18 protein-coding genes and 2 tRNA genes are annotated in these 23,733 nt (G+C 51.7%); 17 read left to right on the forward strand and 3 right to left on the reverse strand.

Annotation, left to right across the window (positions count from 1 at the left end):
- Window positions 1–4 precede the first annotated feature (4 nt).
- A complete protein-coding gene (gene carB / locus EHW56_RS13000) occupies window positions 5–3,232 on the forward strand; it encodes a carbamoyl-phosphate synthase large subunit (RefSeq protein WP_077578309.1) in 3,228 nt (1,075 codons plus the stop codon).
- 51 nt (window positions 3,233–3,283) lie between these two features.
- Here carB and dacB read toward each other — a convergent pair whose 3' ends face one another.
- Window positions 3,284–4,726: a serine-type D-Ala-D-Ala carboxypeptidase gene (gene dacB, locus EHW56_RS13005; protein ID WP_227486548.1), complete on the reverse strand. Its 1,443-nt coding sequence runs from the start codon at window positions 4,724–4,726 to the stop codon at window positions 3,284–3,286.
- A gap of 276 nt (window positions 4,727–5,002) precedes the next feature.
- Between dacB and greA the strand changes: the two genes are divergently transcribed.
- Window positions 5,003–5,476 (forward strand): transcription elongation factor GreA, encoded by a 474-nt coding sequence (gene greA / locus EHW56_RS13010; protein WP_046075110.1) that lies wholly within the window; start codon window positions 5,003–5,005, stop codon window positions 5,474–5,476.
- Window positions 5,477–5,579: 103 nt separating this feature from the next.
- On the opposite strand, the gene yhbY is transcribed toward greA, so the two are convergent.
- Window positions 5,580–5,876 carry a ribosome assembly RNA-binding protein YhbY gene (gene yhbY, locus EHW56_RS13015; RefSeq protein ID WP_046075111.1) on the reverse strand — a complete coding sequence of 99 codons (297 nt, stop codon included), beginning with the start codon at window positions 5,874–5,876 and terminating at the stop codon, window positions 5,580–5,582.
- Window positions 5,877–6,080: 204 nt separating this feature from the next.
- Here yhbY and rlmE point away from each other — a divergent pair, with 204 nt between their 5' ends.
- From rlmE to rpsO, 13 genes are all read left to right on the forward strand, one after another.
- Window positions 6,081–6,710: a 23S rRNA (uridine(2552)-2'-O)-methyltransferase RlmE gene (rlmE, locus tag EHW56_RS13020; RefSeq protein ID WP_152799902.1), complete on the forward strand. Its 630-nt coding sequence runs from the start codon at window positions 6,081–6,083 to the stop codon at window positions 6,708–6,710.
- Between the two features lie 51 nt (window positions 6,711–6,761).
- On the forward strand, window positions 6,762–8,699 hold the full coding sequence (gene ftsH, locus EHW56_RS13025; protein ID WP_152796353.1) for an ATP-dependent zinc metalloprotease FtsH: 1,938 nt from the start codon (window positions 6,762–6,764) through the stop codon (window positions 8,697–8,699).
- 62 nt (window positions 8,700–8,761) lie between these two features.
- Window positions 8,762–9,613 carry a dihydropteroate synthase gene (gene folP, locus EHW56_RS13030; RefSeq protein ID WP_152799900.1) on the forward strand — a complete coding sequence of 284 codons (852 nt, stop codon included), beginning with the start codon at window positions 8,762–8,764 and terminating at the stop codon, window positions 9,611–9,613.
- Window positions 9,613–10,950 carry a phosphoglucosamine mutase gene (glmM, locus tag EHW56_RS13035; RefSeq protein ID WP_046075115.1) on the forward strand — a complete coding sequence of 446 codons (1,338 nt, stop codon included), beginning with the start codon at window positions 9,613–9,615 and terminating at the stop codon, window positions 10,948–10,950. The genes folP and glmM overlap by 1 nt, the downstream gene beginning before the upstream one ends.
- A 177-nt stretch (window positions 10,951–11,127) precedes the next feature.
- Window positions 11,128–11,466 (forward strand): preprotein translocase subunit SecG, encoded by a 339-nt coding sequence (gene secG, locus EHW56_RS13040; protein ID WP_046075116.1) that lies wholly within the window; start codon window positions 11,128–11,130, stop codon window positions 11,464–11,466.
- Between the two features lie 7 nt (window positions 11,467–11,473).
- Window positions 11,474–11,560, forward strand: a tRNA-Leu gene (locus EHW56_RS13045).
- A 63-nt stretch (window positions 11,561–11,623) separates the two neighbouring features.
- Window positions 11,624–11,700: transfer RNA gene (locus tag EHW56_RS13050), tRNA-Met, on the forward strand.
- 422 nt (window positions 11,701–12,122) lie between these two features.
- Window positions 12,123–12,578: a ribosome maturation factor RimP gene (gene rimP / locus EHW56_RS13055; RefSeq protein WP_046075117.1), complete on the forward strand. Its 456-nt coding sequence runs from the start codon at window positions 12,123–12,125 to the stop codon at window positions 12,576–12,578.
- 21 nt (window positions 12,579–12,599) lie between these two features.
- A complete protein-coding gene (gene nusA / locus EHW56_RS13060) occupies window positions 12,600–14,087 on the forward strand; it encodes a transcription termination factor NusA (RefSeq protein WP_077578313.1) in 1,488 nt (495 codons plus the stop codon).
- A 21-nt stretch (window positions 14,088–14,108) separates the two neighbouring features.
- Window positions 14,109–16,826, forward strand: a complete 2,718-nt coding sequence (gene infB, locus EHW56_RS13065; RefSeq protein WP_077667051.1) for a translation initiation factor IF-2 — start codon at window positions 14,109–14,111, stop codon at window positions 16,824–16,826.
- 86 nt (window positions 16,827–16,912) lie between these two features.
- Window positions 16,913–17,305 carry a 30S ribosome-binding factor RbfA gene (gene rbfA, locus EHW56_RS13070; protein ID WP_046075120.1) on the forward strand — a complete coding sequence of 131 codons (393 nt, stop codon included), beginning with the start codon at window positions 16,913–16,915 and terminating at the stop codon, window positions 17,303–17,305.
- A 3-nt stretch (window positions 17,306–17,308) separates the two neighbouring features.
- Window positions 17,309–18,265: a tRNA pseudouridine(55) synthase TruB gene (gene truB / locus EHW56_RS13075; RefSeq protein WP_046075121.1), complete on the forward strand. Its 957-nt coding sequence runs from the start codon at window positions 17,309–17,311 to the stop codon at window positions 18,263–18,265.
- A 153-nt stretch (window positions 18,266–18,418) separates the two neighbouring features.
- On the forward strand, window positions 18,419–18,688 hold the full coding sequence (gene rpsO, locus EHW56_RS13080) for a 30S ribosomal protein S15 (protein WP_046075122.1): 270 nt from the start codon (window positions 18,419–18,421) through the stop codon (window positions 18,686–18,688).
- A 138-nt stretch (window positions 18,689–18,826) separates the two neighbouring features.
- Here the strand turns inward: rpsO and metE are convergent, their stop codons facing one another.
- Complete coding sequence (gene metE, locus EHW56_RS13085) at window positions 18,827–21,097, reverse strand: 5-methyltetrahydropteroyltriglutamate--homocysteine S-methyltransferase (RefSeq protein ID WP_152799898.1); 2,271 nt, start codon at window positions 21,095–21,097, stop codon at window positions 18,827–18,829.
- Window positions 21,098–21,198: 101 nt separating this feature from the next.
- Here metE and EHW56_RS13090 point away from each other — a divergent pair, with 101 nt between their 5' ends.
- Together EHW56_RS13090 and EHW56_RS13095 are read left to right on the forward strand one after the other, a co-directional pair.
- Window positions 21,199–22,095, forward strand: a complete 897-nt coding sequence (locus tag EHW56_RS13090; RefSeq protein ID WP_152799896.1) for a LysR family transcriptional regulator — start codon at window positions 21,199–21,201, stop codon at window positions 22,093–22,095.
- 222 nt (window positions 22,096–22,317) lie between these two features.
- Window positions 22,318–23,733, forward strand: a 1,416-nt coding sequence (locus tag EHW56_RS13095; protein WP_152800430.1) for an Ig-like domain-containing protein, incomplete at its 3' end; no start/stop codon positions are given.

Here is a 23,733-nt window from a genome sequence, read left to right on the forward strand (position 1 = left end):
GAGCATGCCAAAACGCACAGACATAAAAAGCATCCTTATCTTGGGCGCAGGCCCGATTATCATTGGCCAAGCCTGCGAATTTGACTACTCAGGGGCACAAGCGTGTAAAGCCCTGCGCGAAGAGGGTTATCGTGTCATCTTGGTCAATTCCAACCCTGCCACCATCATGACAGACCCAGAGATGGCCGATGCCACTTACATCGAGCCTATCCAGTGGCAGGTGGTGAAACACATCATCGAAAAAGAACGCCCTGACGCCGTACTGCCAACCATGGGTGGCCAGACAGGTTTGAACTGTGCACTGGATCTCGAGCGCCATGGCGTTTTAGCCGAATTTGGCGTGGAAATGATCGGTGCCACCGCTGACGCAATAGACAAAGCCGAAGACCGCCATCGCTTCGATGAGGCGATGCAAAGCATTGGTTTGGATTGTCCGCGTGCGGGCATCGCCCACAGCATGGATGAGGCGCACAAGGTGCTCGACGAAGTGGGCTTCCCTTGTATTATCCGTCCCTCCTTTACCATGGGAGGCACTGGTGGGGGCATTGCCTACAACCAGGAAGAGTTCAAAGAGATTTGCGAGCGCGGCCTCGATTTATCCCCCACCAATGAGTTGTTGATTGATGAGTCACTCATTGGCTGGAAAGAATACGAAATGGAAGTGGTGCGGGATAAAAACGACAACTGCATCATTGTCTGCTCGATTGAAAATTTCGACGCCATGGGGGTCCACACGGGGGACTCTATCACGGTGGCGCCGGCGCAAACCCTGACCGACAAAGAATACCAATTGATGCGCAATGCGTCGTTGGCTGTTTTGCGCGAAATTGGCGTTGAAACCGGCGGCTCAAATGTACAGTTTGGGATTAACCCCAAAAATGGCCGCATGGTGATCATCGAGATGAACCCGCGGGTATCACGCTCTTCGGCATTGGCCTCAAAAGCGACCGGCTTCCCAATTGCGAAAGTGGCAGCCAAGTTGGCGGTGGGCTTTACCCTTGACGAGTTGATGAACGATATCACCGGTGGCGCAACGCCCGCCTCGTTCGAGCCGACCATCGATTATGTCGTGACTAAAATCCCACGCTTTAACTTTGAAAAATTTGCCGGCGCGAACGACCGTTTAACCACCCAGATGAAGTCAGTGGGTGAGGTGATGGCGATTGGCCGTAACCAGCAAGAGTCACTGCAAAAAGCATTACGCGGTCTGGAAGTGGGTGCGGCGGGTTTTGATGAGATGGTAAACCTGGATGACGATACGGCGTTAACTAAAATTCGTCATGAACTCAAAGAGCCCGGCGCCGAACGGATTTGGTACATTGCCGATGCGTTTCGTGCCGGTATGTCGGTCGATGGCGTATTTAATCTCACCAATATCGACCGCTGGTTTTTGGTACAAATTGAAGACATTGTCAAACATGAGCAGCAAGTGCGTGAGCAAGGCTTCGCGGGGCTCAACAAAGCCGCGCTGCGTCAGTTAAAACGTAAAGGTTTTTCTGATGTCCGTTTGGCAACCTTGTTAGGCGTGTCGGAAATTGAAGTACGCAAACTGCGTGACAAGTTCCAGATTCATCCTGTCTACAAACGTGTGGATACCTGTGCCGCTGAGTTCTCTTCTGACACCGCGTATATGTACTCTACCTACGATGAAGAGTGTGAGTCACAGCCGACGGATAAGAAGAAGATCATGGTGATTGGCGGTGGCCCGAACCGAATCGGGCAAGGGATCGAGTTCGACTACTGCTGTGTCCACGCATCTCTGGCCCTGCGTGAAGATGGTTTTGAAACCATTATGGTCAACTGTAACCCTGAAACCGTTTCTACCGATTATGACACCTCTGACCGCCTCTATTTTGAGCCGATCACCTTGGAAGACGTACTCGCCATCGTGAACGTTGAAAAGCCTGAAGGGGTCATTGTTCAGTACGGTGGGCAAACGCCACTTAAACTTGCCCGTGACTTAGAAGCGGCGGGTGTGCCGATTATCGGTACCAGCCCAGATGCGATTGACCGTGCTGAAGATCGCGAGCGGTTCCAAGATGCGGTGCAGCGCCTTGGCCTTAAGCAGCCTGCTAACGCCACCGTCACCGCACTGGAACAAGCAGTGGAGAAAGCCAAAGAAATTGGTTATCCGCTGGTGGTGCGTCCGTCCTACGTCCTCGGCGGGCGAGCGATGGAAATTGTCTATGATGAAACCGACCTACGCCGCTACTTTAACGAGGCCGTGAGTGTGTCGCATGAGTCGCCAGTCCTGCTGGATCATTTCTTGGATGATGCGACTGAAGTGGACATCGATGCCGTGTGCGATGGTGAAACCGCCGTGATTGGCGGCATTATGGAGCACATCGAGCAAGCTGGCGTGCACTCCGGTGACTCCGCTTGCTCGCTACCAGCTTATACCCTCAGTGACGATATCCAAGATCGCATGCGTGAACAGGTGCGTAAGCTGGCGTTGGAGCTAGGCGTCAAAGGTTTGGTCAACACCCAATTTGCGGTGAAAGATGATGAAATCTATCTCATTGAAGTCAACCCGCGTGCGGCGCGTACGGTCCCATTTGTGTCCAAGGCGACCGGTGTCCCGCTCGCGAAAATTGCAGCACGGGTCATGGCCGGACGCTCACTGGCCGAGCAAGGGTTTGTTAAAGAGGTGATTCCACCTTATTACTCGGTCAAAGAGGTAGTGCTGCCGTTCAATAAATTCCCAGGGGTTGATCCACTGCTGGGCCCTGAAATGCGCTCGACCGGCGAGGTGATGGGTGTCGGTGATACCTTTGCCGAAGCGTTTGCCAAAGCGGATTTAGCCTGTGGTAAAGCCTACAGCGAGGGTGGACGTGCCTTGTTATCGGTGCGCAATAATGACAAGCAGCGCGTGGTGGATTTAGCGGCGAAGTTGCTCAAGCTTGGTTTTGAGCTCGACGCGACCCACGGCACCGCGGTGATCCTTGGCGAGGCGGGCATCAATCCGCGTCTGGTCAATAAGGTACATGAAGGGCGACCACACATTCTTGATCGCATCAAAAACGGTGAGTACAGCTATATCGTCAATACCACGGAAGGGCGTCAAGCGATTGAGGACTCAAAAGTGCTGCGCCGTGGCGCACTGGCGGCTAAAGTGAATTATACCACCACCTTGAATGCTGCTTTCGCGACCTGTATGGCGTTAACGGCCGCCGACATGAGTAAAGTCAATCCGGTGCAATCGTTGCATGCACGGGTACTGACCAAATCATAACAGTATGATTGTCAACGCGTATGAGCCCGCCATCTTGGCGGGCTTTTTTGTTCAGTGAGATGGCGCTCGTGTAGGCAGTAGCTGACCGCGGATCAGCGCCATATAAAATTCACGCTCAAACTGAGTAATCGGCGAGGGCACATTCTCCGGCTGTGCGTCTTCCTCGGGATGATAATGACTGACAAGTTGCACCACGATATGCTGGTTTCCTGAATCATCCTCCAAAAACCCAGCTAGATTAAAGCTGCCATACAGCGAACCACTTTTGGCCTTTAAACGTCCTTTTATGGGGGCGTGGCGAATACTCTGGCGATACTTGAGGGTACCATCCACACCGGCAGTGGGGAGCATTTTAACCATGCCAAGTGACGGGTGAGTGGTGATGTAATGCATCACCTGCGCCAGTTGGCGGGCGCTGAGACGGTTATTACGAGACAGCCCTGAGCCATCGACCAGCACAGCCTGTGATAGGTCAATCCCAGCCTCCTGCAATATCGCTTTCACCGCCGCGACGCCATTGCGATAAGAGCCAGGCTGCTGAAAGTAGCGGCGCCCCAAGGCTTTGAGAAGATTGTCGGCAATGAGGTTGTCAGAGTCGCGCAACATCGTGGTGAGTAGTGAGGTAAGGGGCGCTGACTGGTGACGAGCCAACTCGCGTGACTGGCTGGGCGCCCGCGCCACTCGGATATCGCCTTTCACACGCACATTCAGGCGCGCGAGCTCATCGGCCACAATGGCTTTGACGTAAGTCGAAGGGGTCTGTACGGCAAAGTTGAGGGGCAGCGGACGCTCCCGATGCGGGAGGCAACCGGAAAAATAATACGTATTTTGCGGTGTCGCGGTGAGATCGAGCCCGCAATGGCGGGTAGCTTGTTCGTCCTCGCTTACCGCTCGCGCTTGGTTCTCTACCGAAACGGGCTGGTGGTCAGGGACATGCACGCGTGTCAACGTACTATCAGGCTGGCTATAAATCGCACCTTGCACACAGTTGTGATTGAGGGTGATTGCCGTGGAAGGTGCACTGTAGCAGACCGCTAAAATGTCCCATGGCCAGCCAGGCGCACGGGTACGACCAGCAAACGCATGCCCATCCAGATAGAGATTGTTAATGGTATCGAGACCACGACGCGGTAATTGACTCAGCAGTTGACGAATATCCTTTCGAGTCAGTGAGGGGTCACCGTTAAAAATAAGGGCGATGTCATCACCGGTTTGCACCAATCGGGTGGAAAAACGGAAAGTGCTCGGTAAATAAAGCCGAGCGGCGAGTCCGGTGAGGAGTTTTTGTGTACTGGCCGGAGGCAGCAGCGCATCGGCTTGCTCACTGATCTGGGGCTGATTTTGCTGCGCATCACTCACCCATAGCGCGACTTGGCTGCCTTTGGGGAGTAGCGGTGTCAGTTGTTCCAGTGTTAACGACGGCGCCGAGGCCGATGCAAACGGCACGAGGAAAACCGCCATGGGGGCGAGGCGGCGGAAAAGAGCGGACAGCATGGTAAAAGCCTTTTTGTTTGCGCATGCATGCCATCCTACCCTGTCTAGCCTTGAAGACAAGCCGTTCGGGGTGGCCAGGCCGTCAGCTGGGCTGGGGGCGAAGCGGATAGCCGATGGATGGCTCACGCTATCACCGGATCAGAGATGATTTTGCGCGAATTCTTGTTTACAATCTAAAAAAAGCGTTGAATTCCGCCGCGCCCAGATACTCTGTTTGGGCGTGGCTTTGTTTTGCCAAAATCCCTTTGCTGTGGATTGAAAGAGGTAATGTCATTTATGGATAAAGTGCCAATGACCGTACGCGGTGAGCAGCTGCTACGAGAAGAGCTAGACAAGTTGATCAAGCGTCGCCCTGAGATCTCCAACGCCATTGCAGAGGCGCGTGAGCTCGGCGACTTAAAAGAAAACGCAGAATATCATGCGGCTCGTGAAGAGCAGGGCATTTGTGAGGCGCAAATCCGTGACATCGAATACAAGCTGTCGGTGGCACAGGTGATTGATGTCACCAAGATGCCGAATAATGGCAAAGTGATTTTTGGCGCGACGGTCACCTTGATTGACGTGAGCACTGACGAAGAAGTGACCTATCGGATCGTGGGTGATGATGAAGCTGACATCAAAGCGAATTTGATTTCGGTGAATTCTCCCATTGCTCGCGGCCTGATTGGTAAAGAAGAAGGTGAAGAAGTGAGCATCACCACCCCAGGTGGCGTCAAAGAGTTCGAAATTGATAGCGTCGATTACGTGTAGGAAAGTGTTACGGAATGTAACTTTTCTCCGATGCTGACACAGTAAAAAGGCCGCAATGCGGCCTTTTTGTTATGCTACAGCACGTACTTGATCACACAGGTGATTATTTGCGTGGTAATTCAATTTTGCGTGCGTCGCTTTGGCGATAAATGACCAAAGTTTTACCGATCACCTGCACTTTTTCGGCGCCTGTTTCCCGTAGAATCGCGTCGATAATCAGGTTTTTGGTCTCACGGTCTTCAGAGGCCACTTTCACTTTAATCAGCTCGTGGTGGTCAAGCGCAAGCTCAATTTCAGCGACCACGGCTTCAGTTAAACCATTGGCGCCCATTAAGACTACAGGCTTAAGCGGGTGAGCCAGTCCTTTGAGATACTGTTTTTGTTTGGTGCTGAGTTTCATGTTGGCTCGATTTCTATTTGCTAGGGGTTGAAAACATGCCATTCTAACGCCATCTCACCACAAACTGAAACAGTAGAAAGTGGGCAGATGCCATGCACGTCGTCTGCTGGGTGAGAGTGAGTCTGTCTTTGAGAATAAGCTAACGCACACAATTGCCTGAATTTTATATGAATGTGGTGCATTGGCGGGCGTAGTAGGAACAACATGGCGAATAAAAAACACTCTGCCAGCTCAGGACGCTGGCTGAAAGAACACTTCGACGATAAGTACGTTCATGAAGCGCAGAAAAAAGGATATCGGTCTCGGGCTATTTTTAAGCTAGAAGAGATTCAGCAAAAAGATCGCATCTTGAAACCGGGAATGACAGTGGTCGATCTGGGCGCTGCGCCTGGAGGTTGGTCGCAATATGCCGCGACACAAGTCGGTGATGACGGGCAAGTGATTGCTTGCGATATCCTACCCATGGATCCCATGCCAGGTGTTAGCTTTCTTCAAGGGGATTTTCGCGAACAAGCGGTGCTCGACACCTTGCTCGAGCGCATTCAACCCAACCAAGTTGATGTGGTGATGTCTGACATGGCGCCAAACATGAGCGGCAATCTGGCGGCCGATCAACCCAAAGCGATGTATTTGGTCGAACTGGCATTAGAGATGTGCCGTGAAGTGCTGGGGCCGAAAGGCAGCTTCGTGGTAAAAGTTTTTCAAGGCGAAGGCTTTGATCAGTATTTGGCCGAGGTGCGTAAAATGTTTACAGCGGTCAAAATTCGAAAACCCGACTCATCCCGTGCAAGGTCGCGAGAAGTCTACATTGTGGCTACAGGTTATAAACTGTAGTACCCTTACATTTATCTATCTCAGTTATGCGAGGCTAACACCTTGAGTGACATGGCAAAAAACTTGATTCTGTGGCTGGTTATCGCCGTTGTCTTAATGTCTGTGTTCCAAAGCTTTGGACCAGGGGACAGCGCCGGTCGTCAAGTCGACTATACCTCTTTCGTACGCGAAATCGGCAACGATCAAATACAGGAAGTAAAATTTGACGATCGTGAGCTGAGTGTCACCCGACGTGACGGCTCACGCTATGTCACCTTTATGCCTGTGATGAATGATCCAAAGCTTTTGGATGATTTGCTTAACAAGAACGTGCGCGTGAAAGGGACGCCACCTGAAGAGCCAAGTATGTTGGCATCGATCTTCATTTCTTGGTTCCCAATGCTACTGCTTATCGGGGTGTGGATTTTCTTCATGCGCCAGATGCAAGGTGGTGGCGGCAAAGGCGCCATGTCTTTTGGTAAATCAAAAGCCAAAATGATGAGTGAGGAGCAGGTTAAAACGACCTTTACCGACGTTGCAGGCTGTGATGAAGCCAAAGAAGACGTAAAGGAGTTGGTAGATTACTTGCGCGACCCAAGCCGTTTCCAAAAGTTAGGGGGTAAAATCCCAACCGGCGTACTCATGGTCGGCCCTCCGGGTACCGGTAAAACCTTGCTAGCCAAAGCGATTGCGGGTGAAGCCAAAGTACCGTTCTTTACCATTTCCGGCTCCGATTTCGTGGAAATGTTCGTGGGTGTGGGTGCATCACGCGTCCGCGATATGTTCGAGCAAGCGAAGAAAGCCTCACCTTGCATCATCTTTATCGATGAAATCGACGCTGTCGGTCGTCAGCGTGGCGCTGGGCTTGGCGGAGGTCATGACGAACGTGAGCAGACCTTAAACCAGATGCTGGTCGAAATGGATGGCTTTGAGGGCAACGAAGGCGTTATCGTCATTGCGGCGACGAACCGCCCAGACGTGTTGGACCCTGCGCTATTGCGTCCTGGTCGTTTTGACCGTCAAGTGGTGGTGAGCTTGCCAGATGTGCGTGGCCGTGAGCATATTCTCAAAGTACACATGCGCAAAGTACCGCTAGGTAATGATGTCGATGCGTCACTGATTGCGCGCGGTACGCCGGGCTTCTCAGGGGCTGACTTGGCTAACCTTGTTAACGAAGCAGCATTGTTCTCTGCGCGTGGTAACAAACGTGTCGTATCGATGGTCGAGTTTGAACTGGCGAAAGACAAAATCATGATGGGTGCAGAGCGCCGTTCAATGGTGATGTCGGAAGAAACCAAAGAATCAACCGCCTATCACGAAGCGGGTCACGCAATTGTTGGCCGCTTGGTGCCTGAACATGACCCTGTGTATAAGGTATCCATTATCCCACGTGGACGTGCATTGGGTGTGACCATGTACTTGCCTGAGCAAGACAGGATCAGCATGTCGCGTCAGCATCTCGACTCGATGATTTCAAGCCTTTATGGCGGACGCTTGGCCGAAGAGCTGATATACGGCAAAGAAAAAGTCTCGACGGGGGCGTCGAATGACATCGAGCGAGCGACGGATATTGCTCGCAAAATGGTCACGCAGTGGGGCTTCTCGGAAAAATTGGGTCCGCTTCTGTATGCAGAAGAAGAAGGCGAAGTCTTCTTGGGACGCTCGGTCGCGCAAACCAAGCATATCTCCGATGAGACAGCCCGACTCATTGACGCTGAAATTCGTGGCATCATCGACCGCAACTACGATCGCGCCAAGCAAATCTTGGAAGAAAACCTCGATATCATGCACGCGATGAAAGATGCCTTGATGAAGTACGAAACCATTGATGCAGCGCAGATTGATGATCTGATGGCTCGCCGTGACGTGCGAGAGCCCGCAGGCTGGGAAGGCGGTAATGGCGGTTCATCTTCAGATGATACGCCGAGCAAACCGGATGCCTCGAAAGCGAGCGAGTCTGACGACAAAAAACAAAAACCGCTTGATTCAGAAAACCAATCTGAAGCGTAAATCCCCATGAATGCAAACCCCGATACGTCGGGGTTTTTTTGATCGTGCTTGGAAACAAACACATGCAAATAACCCACAAGAATAACGCACTCCCCCTTACTCGCCCTGTCATCATGGGTATCTTGAATGTGACGCCGGACTCTTTCTCAGATGGCGGCCTGTTTCAGCACCGCGATATAGCGGTTGAGCGAGCGATGCAGATGCTAGCCGACGGCGCCACCATTTTAGATATTGGTGGCGAGTCGACACGCCCAGGTGCTGCTGATGTAGAAGAGCAAGACGAGATCAATCGTGTTGTCCCAGTCATTGAAGCGATTCGTGAGCAATCTGATTGTTGGATTTCGATTGATACCAGTAAGGCTGGTGTGATGCGTGCCGCAGTAAAAGCAGGCGCCAATCTCATTAATGATGTGCGAGCGCTGCAAGCGCCTGGTGCGTTGGAAGCGGCAGCGGATCTGCAAGTGCCTGTGTGCATCATGCACATGCAAGGACAACCACGGACAATGCAAGCGGCCCCTGACTACCAAGATGTCGTGGGGGACGTGAAAGCGTTTTTAGCAGCACGTATCGAGGCCTGCACTGAGGCGGGGATCCGTCGACAGAATATTATTCTGGATCCCGGTTTTGGTTTTGGTAAGACGTTGGCGCACAACTATCAGCTTCTCGCGGATCTCGATGCTTTTCATGACTTCGGATTACCTGTATTAGCAGGCATGTCACGCAAGTCAATGATTTATAAAATGTTAGATAAAACGCCGCAGGATATTCTGGGCGGTAGCCTTGCCTGTGCCACCTTGGCGGCGGCGAAAGGCGCACAGATCATTCGCGTCCATGATGTGAAAGAAACCGCTGATGCGCTCAAGGTGGTCGCCATGACAGCGCGCGTAAAAAATGAATTAGGAGAAGAAAAATAATGACAGAGCGTAAGTATTTTGGCACCGATGGTGTGCGTGGCAAGGTGGGCGAATTTCCCATTACGCCGGAATTTATGCTAAAGCTTGGCTGGGCCGCAGGTCGCGTGTTGTCGCAACAAGGCACGCGTAAGGTACTGATTGGTAAAGACACGCGTATTTCTGGGTATATGTTAGAGTCGGCGTTGGAGTCGGGGCTCTCTGCGGCGGGTCTAGAAGCCGCCTTTACCGGCCCCATGCCGACACCTGCGATTGCCTACTTAACCCAAACGTTCCGCGCGGAAGCTGGGATTGTGATTTCGGCGTCACATAACCCGCATTATGATAACGGGATTAAATTCTTCTCCTCAGAAGGCACTAAACTGGCTGATGAGGTTGAGTTAGCGATTGAAGCTGAGCTGGAAAAAACACTGACTTGTGTCGAGTCGGCTGAGTTAGGTAAAGCCAGCCGCATTAACGACGCGGCCGGGCGTTACATCGAGTTTTGTAAAGGCACCTTCCCGAGCGCTTTAAGCCTGAGTGGCTTAAAAATTGTGCTCGATTGTGCTCACGGTGCCACCTATCACATTGCGCCTTCTGTGTTTCGTGAACTCGGTGCGGAGGTGACCACCATTGGCTGTGCGCCCAACGGTACCAATATAAACGATGAGGTGGGGGCCACGGACGTTCGTGCGTTACAAAAACAAGTCCTCGAACAAAAAGCGGACTTAGGCATCGCTTTTGACGGTGATGGCGACCGCGTGATCATGGTGGATCACCTTGGCAACAAAGTCGACGGCGACCAAATTGCGTATATTATCGCCCGCGAGAGCCTGCGCCGTGGTGAATTGAAAGGCGGTGTCGTTGGTACCCTGATGACCAACATGGGGATGGAGCTTGCGCTTCAGTCTCTCGGCATTCCGTTTGCGCGCGCCAAAGTGGGCGACCGTTATGTGATGGAAAAGCTGCAAGAGAAAGGCTGGCGGATCGGTGCAGAAAACTCGGGCCACGTCATTGTGCTGGATAAGGTCACTACCGGTGATGGTATTGTCGCCGCGTTGCAAGTGCTGGCGAGCATCGCCGCGACAGGGATGGATCTTAAAGCCTTAAGCGATGGCATGACGCTACTGCCCCAGGTGTTAGAGAACGTCCGTTTTAGCGGCACGGTTGACCCGTTACAAAGCGCGCCTGTACTGGCAGCTAAAGCCAGTGTCGAGGAAAAGCTGGGCGAACAAGGACGTGTACTGTTGCGTAAATCGGGCACTGAACCTTTAATCCGAGTGATGGTGGAAGGGCCTGAGGCCGACAACGTCCACGCTTATGCGCTGGAAATCGCAGAGGCGGTGAAGGCGAATTGTTGATAACGGTCGAGCGGGTGGTCATAGATTGCGCAAACAGCGTCGAAATCAAGGTTTTTTGCAATTTCCTCTTGTTTCGTCACCGCGCTTTCGCTAGTATTCACCCGCTCCCAACAAAGGGGGCTGCGCTGGCTGAGAAGTAACACTGCCGGCTCAACAACCTGGAGCATAGGTGGAACCATGTACGAAATTCTACTTGTGATTTATCTGTTGGCCGCAATCGGTGTAATTGGCCTGGTTCTGGTTCAGCAAGGTAAAGGCGCAGATATGGGAGCCTCGTTCGGGGCTGGAGCATCAAATACAGTATTTGGCTCTGGCGGCTCTGGAAACTTTTTGACCCGAATGACAACCGGTTTTGCAATTGCATTTTTTGCCCTGAGCTTGGTGCTTGGTAACCTCACTGCACATAAGCCTGAAGCAAAAGGCGGTTTTGAAGATTTAAGCGAGCCTGCTACACAACAGCAAGCGGCGCCAAAAGAGGACGAAATCCCTGTTGATAACAGTGAGATCCCTCAGTAAAAATTGAGCCGAGGTGGTGGAATTGGTAGACACGCTATCTTGAGGGGGTAGTGCCTTTATAGGCGTGCGGGTTCAAGTCCCGCTCTCGGCACCAAGTTCACAAAGGGCATTTGCTTGCACCTTTGTTGCAAAAAGCGATATAATAGTCGCCATCGGGCGCGGGATGGAGCAGTTTGGTAGCTCGTCGGGCTCATAACCCGAAGGTCGGCGGTTCAAATCCGTCTCCCGCAACCAATTTTAGGTTGGTGAAGTGAAATATCAGGTTGAACGCAATCAACACGACCTCCGGTCGGCGCCATTGCACGGCGTGACAAAATCCGCTTCCCACAACCAATTTCAAGTTTGTTGTTAACATAACGGCTAAACTGAATAACGCGTTAGCGTTTCTTACTAAAGCCACGCTAACCGGGCTAGCCACGTGCTAGCCTTTTTGCCCTCGGGGCAGCACGAAGCGGACCAATAAGCCTTTGTGCAGAGAGTTACTCTCTCGTTATTGCTGAGATGATTCCGACACCAGCGATAACGGCTACGCTGCTGGCGTAGCATCAGGGTCCAGTTACATTAAACCCCGATCTTCGGGGTTTTTTGTTATCTGAAGAAGACCATTCGGATAGTAACTGGGCTTTTAAGCCCTTTTTTTATTTCTGGGGTTTGGAATGACAGGATTAGAGAAACAACTGACTGAACTTTTGGCCGCGCCAGTTAAGGCGTTGGACTATGAGTTGGTTGGGCTTGAATTTGTTCGAGCTGGCCAACATTCGACACTGCGTATCTTTATTGACCATGAAAATGGCATTACCGTCGACGATTGTGCCGACGTGAGCCGTCAAGTGAGCGCAGTGTTGGATGTAGAAGACCCAATCACAGTGGCTTACAACCTAGAGGTGTCATCACCAGGTGTTGATCGTCCACTGTTCACCGCTGATCACTATCAGCAATTCATCGGGCATGAAGTGAACATCGTGCTGAAAATGGCTATGCAAAACCGCCGTAAGTGGAAAGGAGAAATCCTTTCTGTCGATGGCGATACCATCACGGTTCGCGTTGACGGCCAAGATGAGGCGTTTGCCTTGAGTAATATCGCCAAAGCAAACCTGGTTCCTTCATTTTAAGAGTAAATGAGGCATTAGTAGATGAATAAAGAAATCTTGGCTGTTGTCGAAGCGGTCTCAAACGAAAAAGCCGTTCCGCGTGAGCGTATTTTTGAGGCACTGGAAACCGCACTGGCAACGGCAACCAAAAAGAAGTACGAAGCCGACATTGATGTACGTATCGCCATTGATCGCAAATCCGGTGAATTCGATACATTCCGCCGTTGGCTCGTGGTTGATGAAGTGACACAGCCTACGCGTGAAATCACGCTAGAAGCCGCACAGTACGAAGACGAAACCTTAGAGTTGGGTGGTTACGTTGAAGATCAGATTGAATCTGTTGCCTTTGACCGTATTACCACCCAAACGGCTAAGCAAGTGATCGTACAAAAAGTGCGTGAAGCTGAACGTGCGCAAGTGGTTGAGCAGTTCATGGACAACGAAGGTGAACTGGTTACCGGTGTGGTCAAGAAGGTTAACCGTGATGTGATCATCGTTGACCTAGGCAACAACGCGGAAGCGGTTATCCAGCGTGAAGATCAACTGCCGCGTGAAAACTTCCGCCCGGGTGATCGGGTACGTGGTTTACTCTACGCCGTCCGTCCTGAAGCACGTGGCTTCCAACTGTTCATGACTCGCTCAAAACCGGAAATGCTGAGTGAGCTGTTCCGCATTGAAGTGCCAGAAATTGGCGAAGAAATGATTGAGCTGATGGGCGCGGCGCGTGACCCTGCTTCACGGGCAAAAATTGCCGTGAAAACCAACGATAAACGCATTGACCCTGTGGGCGCCTGTGTGGGTATGCGTGGTGCGCGTGTGCAAGCCGTATCGACCGAGTTGGGTGGTGAGCGTATTGATATCGTGTTGTGGGATGATAACCCGGCGCAGTTTGTGATCAATGCCATGGCGCCGGCCGACGTAGCCTCTATCATCGTCGATGAAGACACGCACTCCATGGATATTGCCGTTGCGGCGGATAACTTGGCGCAGGCGATTGGCCGTAATGGTCAAAACGTCCGTTTGGCATCTCAACTAACCGGTTGGGAACTGAACGTGATGACGGTTGAAGATCTACAGAAAAAACACCAGGAAGAAGCGCAAGCCTCTGTCGAATTGTTCGTGAAGTACCTCGATATTGACGAAGACTTTGCCGAAACCTTGGTGGAAGAAGGGTTTACCACCCTTGAAGAAGTGGCCTATGTGCCAACCAGCGAAATGCTCGAAATCGATGGACTAGATGAAGACACCGTCGAGATTTTGCGCGCACGTGCCAAAGAAGCGTTGACCACCATCGCGCTGGCACAAGAAGAGTCGCTGGGAGATGTTGAACCTGCCGAAGATTTGCTGGCACTGGATGGTCTTTCTCGTGAAATGGCCTTTAAACTCGCCGCTAAAGGCGTGAAGACCTTGGAAGATCTGGCTGATCAAGGTACTGACGATCTGTTAGATATCGACGGATTAGATGAGACCAGTGCAGGTGAGCTGATTATGGCCGCGCGTAATATCTGCTGGTTCAGCGACGAAGCGTAAAGACGGCAAAGGAGGAGCAGAATGTCAGAGGTTACAGTACATACACTGGCGAAGGAAATTGATACGCCAGTCGATCGTCTGCTGAAGCAGTTTAAAGAAGCTGGTATGCAAAAGTCGGCTGACGATCAGGTAAGCCAAGATGAGAAACAAGCTTTGCTCGCGCATTTAAAGCGTGAGCACGGTGATAACGGCAATGCTCCGACGCGTCTGACGCTTCAGCGCAAGAAACGTAGCACACTGAGCGTGTCAGGGGCTGGCGGAAAGAACAAAGATGTCCAAGTTGAGGTGCGTAAGAAGCGTACCTATGTGAAGCGTAGCGACCTTGAAGAGCAAAAGTCAGCGCAAGAAGCGGAAGAGCAAGCGAAACGCGAAGCCGAAGAAAAAGCGCGTCTAGAAGCCGAAGAGCAAGCGAAACGCGAAGCAGAAGAGAAAGCCAAGCGTGAGGCGGAAGAAAAAGCCAAACGTGAAGCAGAAGAGAAAGCCAAACGCGAAGCCGAAGAAAAAGCTAAGCGTGAAGCCAAGCCGCAAGCGCAACCGAACACTGAGCAGTCTAAAGAAAACGCAGCGGATACTGCTGCAGCTCAAGCTGCTGATGCGCAAGCGAAGAAAGAAGCTGATGAACTTAAGCGTCGCCAGGAAGAGGAAGCCAAGCGTAAAGCTGAAGAAGAAAGTCAGCGGCAGTTAGAAGAGGCACGCAAAATGGCAGAAGCAAATCAAGAACGCTGGTCAGATCAAGACAAAGCACTCAATACCATGGAGGCGGCTGATCACCATACAGTCACTTCCGAGTATGCCCGTGAGGCAGAAGACGAGGCGGATCGTCGCGAAGAAAGTGCCGCCCCGCGTCGTAAGAAGAAGAAAAAAGCGAATGCCGCTGAGGATAAAACCACTCGCGGCCGTCGTGGCAAAGGTGGAAAAGGCAAAGGCCGCATGGCTAAGCCATCATCGATGCAGCATGGTTTTAAAAAGCCAGCGCAGAAAGTAAACCGTGAAGTTGAAATCGGCGAAACCATCACCGTAGCGGAGCTGGCCAACAAAATGGCTGTTAAAGGCGCCGAAGTCATCAAAACCATGATGAAAATGGGTGCGATGGCGACTATTAACCAAGTGATCGACCAAGAAACCGCGCAATTAGTGGCGGAAGAAATGGGCCACAAGGTTATCCTACGTAAAGAGAACGAGCTGGAAGAGGCTGTACTCTCGGATCGTGATAGCGATGCACCCGCCGCACCACGTGCGCCGGTGGTAACTATCATGGGTCACGTTGACCACGGTAAAACCTCGCTGCTTGACTACATCCGTAAAGCGCACGTTGCGACGGGCGAAGCGGGCGGTATTACCCAGCACATCGGTGCGTATCACGTACAAACCGACAATGGCATGATCACCTTCTTAGATACCCCTGGACACGCCGCGTTTACCGCGATGCGTGCACGTGGTGCGGGTGCAACGGATATCGTTGTCTTGGTGGTTGCAGCTGATGATGGCGTGATGCCACAAACCAAAGAAGCTATCCAGCACGCGAAAGCGGCAGGTGTGCCTTTGATTGTTGCCGTCAACAAGATGGATAAAGAAGGCGCTAACCCTGACAGCGTGAAAAACGAGCTAGCACAGTATGACGTTATCCCAGAAGAATGGGGTGGTGAAAACATCTTCGTGCATGTTTCGGCAAAACAAGGCCAGAACATTGATGGCTTGCTTGAGTCTATCTTGCTGCAATCAGAAGTGCTTGAACTGAAAGCGGTCGAGCAAGGCATGGCGCGCGGTGTGGTGGTTGAATCACGTCTTGATAAAGGCCGTGGTCCTGTCGCGACAGTGCTGGTTCAAGAAGGTACCTTGAACAAAGGTGATATCGTTCTGTGTGGCTTGGAATATGGCCGTGTCCGTGCGATGCGTGATGAGAATGGCCAAGACGTAGAGCATGCGGGTCCGTCAATTCCGGTTGAGATCCTCGGTCTGTCTGGTGTGCCAGCAGCGGGTGACGAAGCCACGGTTGTGCGTGACGAGAAGAAAGCCCGTGAAGTGGCGCTGTATCGTCAAGGCAAGTTCCGTGACGTGAAACTGGCGCGTCAGCAAAAAGCCAAACTGGAGAACATGTTCTCGAACATGGCTGAAGGTGAAGTGGCTGAGCTGAATATCGTGCTGAAAGCGGACGTTCAAGGCTCTGTCGAAGCAATTGCAGATTCACTGGTGAAACTGTCAACGGATGAAGTGAAAGTGAAGATCGTCGGCTCAGGTGTCGGTGGTATCACTGAAACTGACGCTGTCTTGGCCGCTGCGTCTAATGCGATCATTTGTGGCTTTAACGTCCGTGCGGATGCGGCGGCGCGTAAGACCATTGAAAATGAAAGCTTAGATCTGCGCTATTACTCTGTCATCTACACCATGATTGATGAAGTGAAACAAGCGATGAGCGGTATGCTTGCGCCTGAGTTCAAACAAGAAATCATCGGTCTGGCAGAAGTACGCGATGTCTTCAAATCACCGAAACTGGGCGCCATTGCCGGGTGTCAGGTTTCTGAAGGTGTGATTAAGCGTAACAACCCAATCCGTGTACTACGTGAAAACGTGGTTATCTACGAGGGTGAGCTAGAATCACTGCGTCGCTTCAAAGATGATGTGAACGAAGTGAAAAAAGGCTACGAGTGTGGTATCGGCGTGAAGAACTACAATGACGTTCGCGTTGGTGACCAGATTGAAGTCTATGAAACGGTTGAAATTCAGCGCTCAATCGACTGATTAAGCGTATAAATCAACCAGGTTGTTTGGATACACCGTGGGGGGAGGCGCATGCGCTTACCCCCATTTTATTGAGAGAAAAGAAAATGGGTAAAGATTTTAGCCGCACAGACCGCGTCGCCCATCAGCTGCAAAAAGAAATTGCACTGATACTGCAGCGCGAGATTAAAGATCCGCGCATTGGTATGGTCACTGTCTCTGATGTTCAGATTTCACGTGATTTGGCGTACGCGAAGGTTTTCGTCACGTTTTTAACCGTTGACGAGCAAGCACCGACAGAAAGCCTCAAAGCCCTCAATGAAGCGAGTGGTTATATCCGCTCTTTGGTTGGAAAGGCCATTCGTTTGCGTGTGACCCCAGAGCTGACGTTTGTGTTTGATGAGTCACTCACTGAGGGAATTCGTATTTCCAACTTGGTAAGCAAAGCGGTGCGCAGCGATGATGAGCGCCGTGGTGAAGATGACAAAGGTGAGGAGTAACAGATGGCGCGTCGTCAACGTCGTCGAGGTCGTCCAGTCGATGGTATTATCCTGCTAGATAAGCCCACGGGCATGACCTCTAATGATGCCTTACAAAAAGTAAAACGCATCTTTTTTGCCGAAAAAGCAGGCCATACGGGCGCACTTGATCCACTCGCAACCGGTATGTTGCCCATTTGCCTGGGCGAAGCCACCAAATTCTCCCAGTTTCTGCTCGACTCTGATAAGCGTTATCGCGTGGTCGCAAAGCTGGGTGAGCGGACGAACACCTCTGACGCCGATGGCGACGTGGTGGAAACCCGAGATGTGAAAGTTAACCTAGGCTTACTCGAGCGTTGTATTGCTAAGTTCCGGGGTGAAACCCAGCAAATTCCTTCTATGTTCTCGGCGCTGAAGTACCAAGGGAAACCTTTGTATGAATACGCGCGCCAAGGTATCGAGGTGCCGCGTGAAGCGCGTACCATCAAGGTGTATCAGATCGAATTGCTGCGCTTTGAAGGTGACGAGATAGAAATGGAAGTGCATTGTTCCAAGGGCACTTATATTCGCACTATCGTCGACGATCTGGGTGAAATGTTGGGCTGTGGGGCGCATGTGACGGCCTTACGTCGTACTGGCGTATCAGCCTACCCAACGCGCCAGATGGTGACGCTTGAGCAACTGGAAAGCTTGCTCAATCAAGCCAGAGAGCAAGAGATCCAGCCTAAGCAGTTGCTCGATCCTTTGTTGCTGCCACTCGATACCGCGGTGCAAGACTTACGTGAAATTAACTTGCTGCCGGTGATGGCCAGCTATGCATTGCAAGGGCAAGCGGTTCAAGTGCCCAATGCTCCCACGAGTGGTTTTGTTCGCTTAACGGCGGGCGATGAGCGTCACTTTATTGGGGTGGGAGAAATTGACGCCGATGGCTTGGTAGCACCGCGTCGTTTGGTGGCCAGTCGCCAGCCCGACGCACGCTAGAAACATGATGCCTTCGCGCGTGTTGACGGCAAAAAGAGGCGTGGATAGATTGCTACCTTAGACGAAAGTCAGTAGAATACGCGCCTTCGGGCACCGGCTGAATCAGAGATTGGCTGGTGCATGATAATCACACACTCTTATTAGGAGAGCATTATGTCTCTGACTGCAGAAGCAAAAGCACAAATCGTTGCTGATTTTGGTAAAACTGAGAACGACACTGGTTCACCAGAAGTTCAAATCGCCCTTTTGACCGCATCAATCAACGATCTGCAATCGCACTTCGCTGAGCACAAAGGTGACCACCACAGCCGTCGTGGCCTGCTACGCATGGTTTCACGTCGTCGTAAGCTGCTGGACTACCTGAAAAAGAACAACGTTGACCGTTACTTGGACGTTATCAAGCGTCTAGGCATCCGTCGCTAAGATTCTGGAGAAAAGGGAGCTCAGGCTCCCTTTTCTTTTGCGATAAAAAAACGCGCCACCGGAGTTATCCGTGGCGCGTTTTTTTATTTGATGCTATCTTGATTCTTCGCCTTGCTGACGTAGCGCCATTGACGCTGGTTATTGGCGAAGTGTTTTTGCTGCGGCGACCATGTTTTCTAGGGCCGGGATCACTTCATCCCATTGCCGGGTCTTTAATCCACAGTCCGGGTTCACCCACAACCTTTCTTCGGGGATCCGCGCAGCGGCTTTGTTCATCAAGCCCACAATTTGTGCTTGAGTGGGCGTATTGGGGGAATGAATATCGTAAACGCCTGGGCCGATGTCATTGGGGTAATCAAAGTGATCAAACGCGTCCAGCAGTTCCATATCCGAGCGTGAGGTTTCAATGGTGATGACGTCAGCGTCCATATCCGCAATCGATGCAATAATATCGTTAAACTCGGAGTAGCACATATGGGTGTGGATTTGCGTCTCGTCATTCACGCCATTAGCCGCAATTTTAAACGCACTGATGGCCCAGTCGAGGTAGTGTTGCCATTCACTGCGACGCAGCGGTAGGCCTTCACGCAGGGCTGCTTCATCAATCTGAATGATCTTGGTGCCAGCTTTCTCGAGATCTTGCACCTCTTGGCGGATCGCCAGTGCCAGTTGGTTGCAGGTTTGCGCTCGCGGCTGATCATCGCGGACAAACGACCAGTTGAGAATCGTCACCGGTCCGGTAAGCATGCCCTTGAGCGGCTTATCGGTGAGAGATTGTGCGTACTGCGTCCATTCTACGGTCATTGCTTTCGGGCGTTCGATATCACCAAATAAAATCGGCGGCTTCACACAGCGAGAGCCATACGATTGCACCCAACCGAACTGGCTAAACACATACCCATCCAATTGTTCACCAAAGTATTCCACCATGTCATTACGCTCGGCTTCACCGTGGACCAAGACATCGAGCCCGAGAGCTTCTTGTTTGTCGACCGCATGGGCGATCTCTTTGCGCATAATGTCCTGATAGGTCACCGCATCAATCTCGCCTTTTTTGTATTGCAAGCGCGTTTGGCGAATGGTGCTAGTCTGAGGGAATGAGCCAATGGTAGTGGTCGGGAAGCGTGGCAGTTTGAGCTGCTCGTGTTGCAAGCGAATGCGTTCTGCAAACGGGCGTTGTCGCTTACCCAGATGCGGTGTAATCGCCGCCAATGCAGCTTGCACATTAGGGTTGTGCACGCGTGGTGACTGCTGACGACTCTCAATAGCCTGGCGGTTGTCGGCCAGTGCTTGTTGAACGCTTTGCTTGCCATGGTTGAGCGCGCTGGCAAGTACATCCAATTCATCAAGCTTTTGATGGGCAAAGGCGAGCCAGTTTTTTACTTCAGGATCGAGCTTGTGTTCGCTGGTCAAATCGACGGGCACATGGAGCAATGAACAAGAGGGGGCGAGCCAGAGACGATCGGCCAGTGCTTGGTGAATGGGTTCAAGCCAAGCTAGCGTGGCATTAAGATCGGTTTTCCAAACGTTACGGCCGTTAATCACACCAAGAGACAGGACTTGGTGATCGCCAAGTGCTTCTTGGTACGACGCAACATCCCCTCGGCCACGAATCGCATCCAGGTGCCAACCGTCAACGGGCAAGGATTGCGCCAATTGACGATTTTCAGCTTGCTCGCCGAAGTAGCTTGCCAGCAATAACTTCACGTTGGTTTGGCTTAGCGTCTGATACGTGGTTTTTATTGCTGTTTGCCACGCAGGGGCAAGCTCAGTGACCAAAATAGGCTCATCGATTTGAACCCATTCAACACCTTGTTCTGCCAGCGTGCTCAGGAGCGATTGATAAACTGGCAAGAGTTCATCAAGCAGATCCAGCTTGTTAGAAGCATCTTTTTCTTTACCTAACCACAGATACGTGACGGGGCCGACTAAAACAGGTTTGGCCTGAACACCGGTTTGTTTGGCTTCTTCTATTTGCGCCAATAGACTTTCAGCATGCAAGCTAAAGGTGGTTTGTGCTGTGAATTCTGGCACGATGTAGTGATAGTTGGTGTCAAACCATTTGGTCATTTCACCAGCGTGGACACACTGGCAGCCAGTATCGTTCGCCGAGCGGCCACGGGCGACGCGGAAATAGTTATCGAGGGTGTTATCTTGATGATCAGCCACACGATCAGGGACATTGCCGACTAAAAAGCTGGTGTCGAGTACATGGTCATAAAAAGAAAAGTCACCCGCTGGAACGGCATCGAGCTTACCTTGTTGTTGCCAATGGGTACGGCGTAGAGCCGCCGCAGTATTGGTTAAATCTTGCTGTGATGAATCGCCACGCCAATAACGCTCGAGTGCAAATTTGAGTTCACGTTGTGCGCCGATACGTGGAAAGCCGAGATTATGAGTTTTAGCCATCTATACGTCCTCCTTTAAGTTGAGTTCAGCATAGGGCTTTCCCGTTATGAACTAAAGTGGCATTATTTCATTAATCGATGAAATTTTGTCATGGAGTGGGTATGTTAGAACGTCACCATTTGCATATTCTGCGTGCAATTAAAGAGCAAGGATCGCTTACCGCCGCGGCAGAGACGCTTTATCTCACCCAATCTGCCATTAGTCATGCGATGAAAAAATTAGAGAGTCAGATAGGCGTTAGCCTGTGGAAAAAATCAGGCAGACAATTACATTTCACTCAGGCTGGTGAGTACTTGCTGACCCTCTCTGAGCGTATGCTCCCTCAATTTGAGCATGCCGAGCAACAACTTAAACAATTTGCACAAGGTCAGCGCGGCACCCTGCGCATTGGCATGGAATGTCACCCCTGCTATCAGTGGCTGTTTAAGGTGGTTGAGCCTTTCTTGCACCAATGGCCGGATGTGGATGTTGACGTGAAACAAAAGTTTCAATTCGGTGGTCTAGGGGCATTATTTGGTCATGATATTGATGTGCTCGTCACTCCGGATCCCTTGTTTAAACCAGGTATTGAATACGTCTCCGTGTTTGATTACGAATTAGTGCTTGTGACTCATCCACAGAGCCCGCTGGCATCGCAGTCTCATGTCGAACCCCATCAGGTGACACAAGAAGTGCTCATCACCTATCCTGTTGACCAAGCGCGTTTAGATGTGTTCACGCAGTTTCTCGCCCCGGCACATTGTGCGCCACGCAAACACAAAACCATTGAAACAACAGATATTATGCTACAAATGGTTGCCGCAGGCCGAGGCATTGCGGCCTTACCGAAGTGGCTGGCAAAAGAGTACCAACAACAACTTAACTTACATGTTCTGCGTATGGGAAAAAGCGGCATCAATAAAGCCATCCATCTAGGAATACGTGCTGGAGAGAAAGAGGATTATATCGAGGATTTTATTCGGCAGGCGAGTGTGACCAGTATTCATCACAAGCTGTGATGCACATGGCACAAGAAAGTGGAATAACCTCTTCTTTGCGAATAACTTTCGTGTCATCGCACTGCCGTAGTTTAAGTCTCGTTGTTGTCTCATTTTTGAGCCGTATAAAGCGCACATTTCCTAGTAAAATCACTTTCGGATAAGTCTAATTAGACCGATAATGTATTAAGGTTCGCTTTTTCTGAAAGCAGATCACACTTTGTTTAGCTAAAGAGTCCGGCTATGAAATCAATCTCGCTATCTCGCAACGTAATTGTCGAAAATATTCAAGGAAACGGTGTTGTTCTTGTCAATGGGGCGCCTATGACGGTTTCTGAGGGAATGTCATTTCCCGCAGGAACGGAGCTTGTATTGCCCGACAACAGCGATGCTGTGATTGCATTGAGCAACGGCGTATTGCTCACGTTGGAATCGCAAGGCGGTGAGCCCGGATCCTTGATTGATAATTTGCCGCAAGACGTGCAAGACGAAATAGCCGACATTCAACAACAAATCTTGGAAGGTGAAGGCGAGATCACCATTCAAGAAGACCAAGCGACCGCTGCAGGTGGTGAAGCAACGGGTAGTGGTTCATGGAGCTATGTCAACTTGGAGCGTGATGGAAGCGAGACCATCGCAAGTTCCGGGTTTGATACCGACTCGGTGGCGACCAATACAGGTGCGATTGGTACTAACGAAGAAGACGGTTTTGGTCGCTTGGTGGACGTTACTGCCCCCAACGCCCCTGGGGTCACTATCCTCAACGATGCAAACAATGATGGTGTGATTAGCAGCCAAGAAATTGGCGACGGTATTCGAGTGTCTATCGATCTTACCGGCACCAACGCCAATCCAGGCGATGTGTTAACGGTGAATGGACAGTCGTTCACCGTGACGGAAGATAATATTACCGATGGTTCTGTCATCGTCACTCTCCCAGACACACCCGAAGACGGTGAAACCCTCACCGTAGAAGCCACCATTACCGATACCTCCGGCAACACCTCAGCGCCGGGGAGTGATCAAGCAGACATTGATACCAGCGCGGATGCGGGCACGGTCAGCGTGAACGACATCACCAACGATGACGTGATCAACGCGCAAGAAGCGGGCGAGACCATCACGGTCACCGGCAGCGCGAGCGGCGGCGACATCGCCGCAAACGATCCGGTCACCATGACCATCAACGGCACCGAGTACACCACCACCGTGGATGAAAACGGCGAGTGGAGCGTGGACGTGGCCGGCAGCGACCTGGCGGCGGACACCGAGTTCGAGGTGGTCGTGAGCTCGTCGGATGACGCGGGCAATACGGTAGACAGCACCGCGACCTCCACGCACACGGTTGACCAAACCGCGGATGCGGGCACGGTCAGCGTGAACGACATCACCAACGATGACGTGATCAACGCGCAAGAAGCGGGCGAGACCATCACGGTCACCGGCAGCGCGAGCGGCGGCGACATCGCCGCAAACGATCCGGTCACCATGACCATCAACGGCACCGAGTACACCACCACCGTGGATGAAAACGGCGAGTGGAGCGTGGACGTGGCCGGCAGCGACCTGGCGGCGGACACCGAGTTCGAGGTGGTCGTGAGCTCGTCGGATGACGCGGGCAATACGGTAGACAGCACCGCGACCTCCACGCACACGGTT

The sequence above is a fragment of the Salinivibrio sp. VGrn1 genome (genome assembly GCF_009377995.1).
GTDB classification, from domain to species: domain Bacteria; phylum Pseudomonadota; class Gammaproteobacteria; order Enterobacterales; family Vibrionaceae; genus Salinivibrio; species Salinivibrio siamensis.

Excerpts from the sequence above, each read along its gene's own strand:
- carB (WP_077578309.1), top strand. The coding sequence starts at position 5 with ATGCCAAAACGCACAGACATAAAAAGCATCCTTATCTTGGGCGCAGGC.
- dacB (WP_227486548.1), bottom strand. The coding sequence starts at position 4,726 with ATGCTGTCCGCTCTTTTCCGCCGCCTCGCCCCCATGGCGGTTTTCCTC.
- greA (WP_046075110.1), top strand. The coding sequence starts at position 5,003 with ATGGATAAAGTGCCAATGACCGTACGCGGTGAGCAGCTGCTACGAGAA.
- yhbY (WP_046075111.1), bottom strand. The coding sequence starts at position 5,876 with ATGAAACTCAGCACCAAACAAAAACAGTATCTCAAAGGACTGGCTCAC.
- rlmE (WP_152799902.1), top strand. The coding sequence starts at position 6,081 with ATGGCGAATAAAAAACACTCTGCCAGCTCAGGACGCTGGCTGAAAGAA.
- ftsH (WP_152796353.1), top strand. The coding sequence starts at position 6,762 with ATGGCAAAAAACTTGATTCTGTGGCTGGTTATCGCCGTTGTCTTAATG.
- folP (WP_152799900.1), top strand. The coding sequence starts at position 8,762 with ATGCAAATAACCCACAAGAATAACGCACTCCCCCTTACTCGCCCTGTC.
- glmM (WP_046075115.1), top strand. The coding sequence starts at position 9,613 with ATGACAGAGCGTAAGTATTTTGGCACCGATGGTGTGCGTGGCAAGGTG.
- secG (WP_046075116.1), top strand. The coding sequence starts at position 11,128 with ATGTACGAAATTCTACTTGTGATTTATCTGTTGGCCGCAATCGGTGTA.
- rimP (WP_046075117.1), top strand. The coding sequence starts at position 12,123 with ATGACAGGATTAGAGAAACAACTGACTGAACTTTTGGCCGCGCCAGTT.
- nusA (WP_077578313.1), top strand. The coding sequence starts at position 12,600 with ATGAATAAAGAAATCTTGGCTGTTGTCGAAGCGGTCTCAAACGAAAAA.
- infB (WP_077667051.1), top strand. The coding sequence starts at position 14,109 with ATGTCAGAGGTTACAGTACATACACTGGCGAAGGAAATTGATACGCCA.
- rbfA (WP_046075120.1), top strand. The coding sequence starts at position 16,913 with ATGGGTAAAGATTTTAGCCGCACAGACCGCGTCGCCCATCAGCTGCAA.
- truB (WP_046075121.1), top strand. The coding sequence starts at position 17,309 with ATGGCGCGTCGTCAACGTCGTCGAGGTCGTCCAGTCGATGGTATTATC.
- rpsO (WP_046075122.1), top strand. The coding sequence starts at position 18,419 with ATGTCTCTGACTGCAGAAGCAAAAGCACAAATCGTTGCTGATTTTGGT.
- metE (WP_152799898.1), bottom strand. The coding sequence starts at position 21,097 with ATGGCTAAAACTCATAATCTCGGCTTTCCACGTATCGGCGCACAACGT.
- EHW56_RS13090 (WP_152799896.1), top strand. The coding sequence starts at position 21,199 with ATGTTAGAACGTCACCATTTGCATATTCTGCGTGCAATTAAAGAGCAA.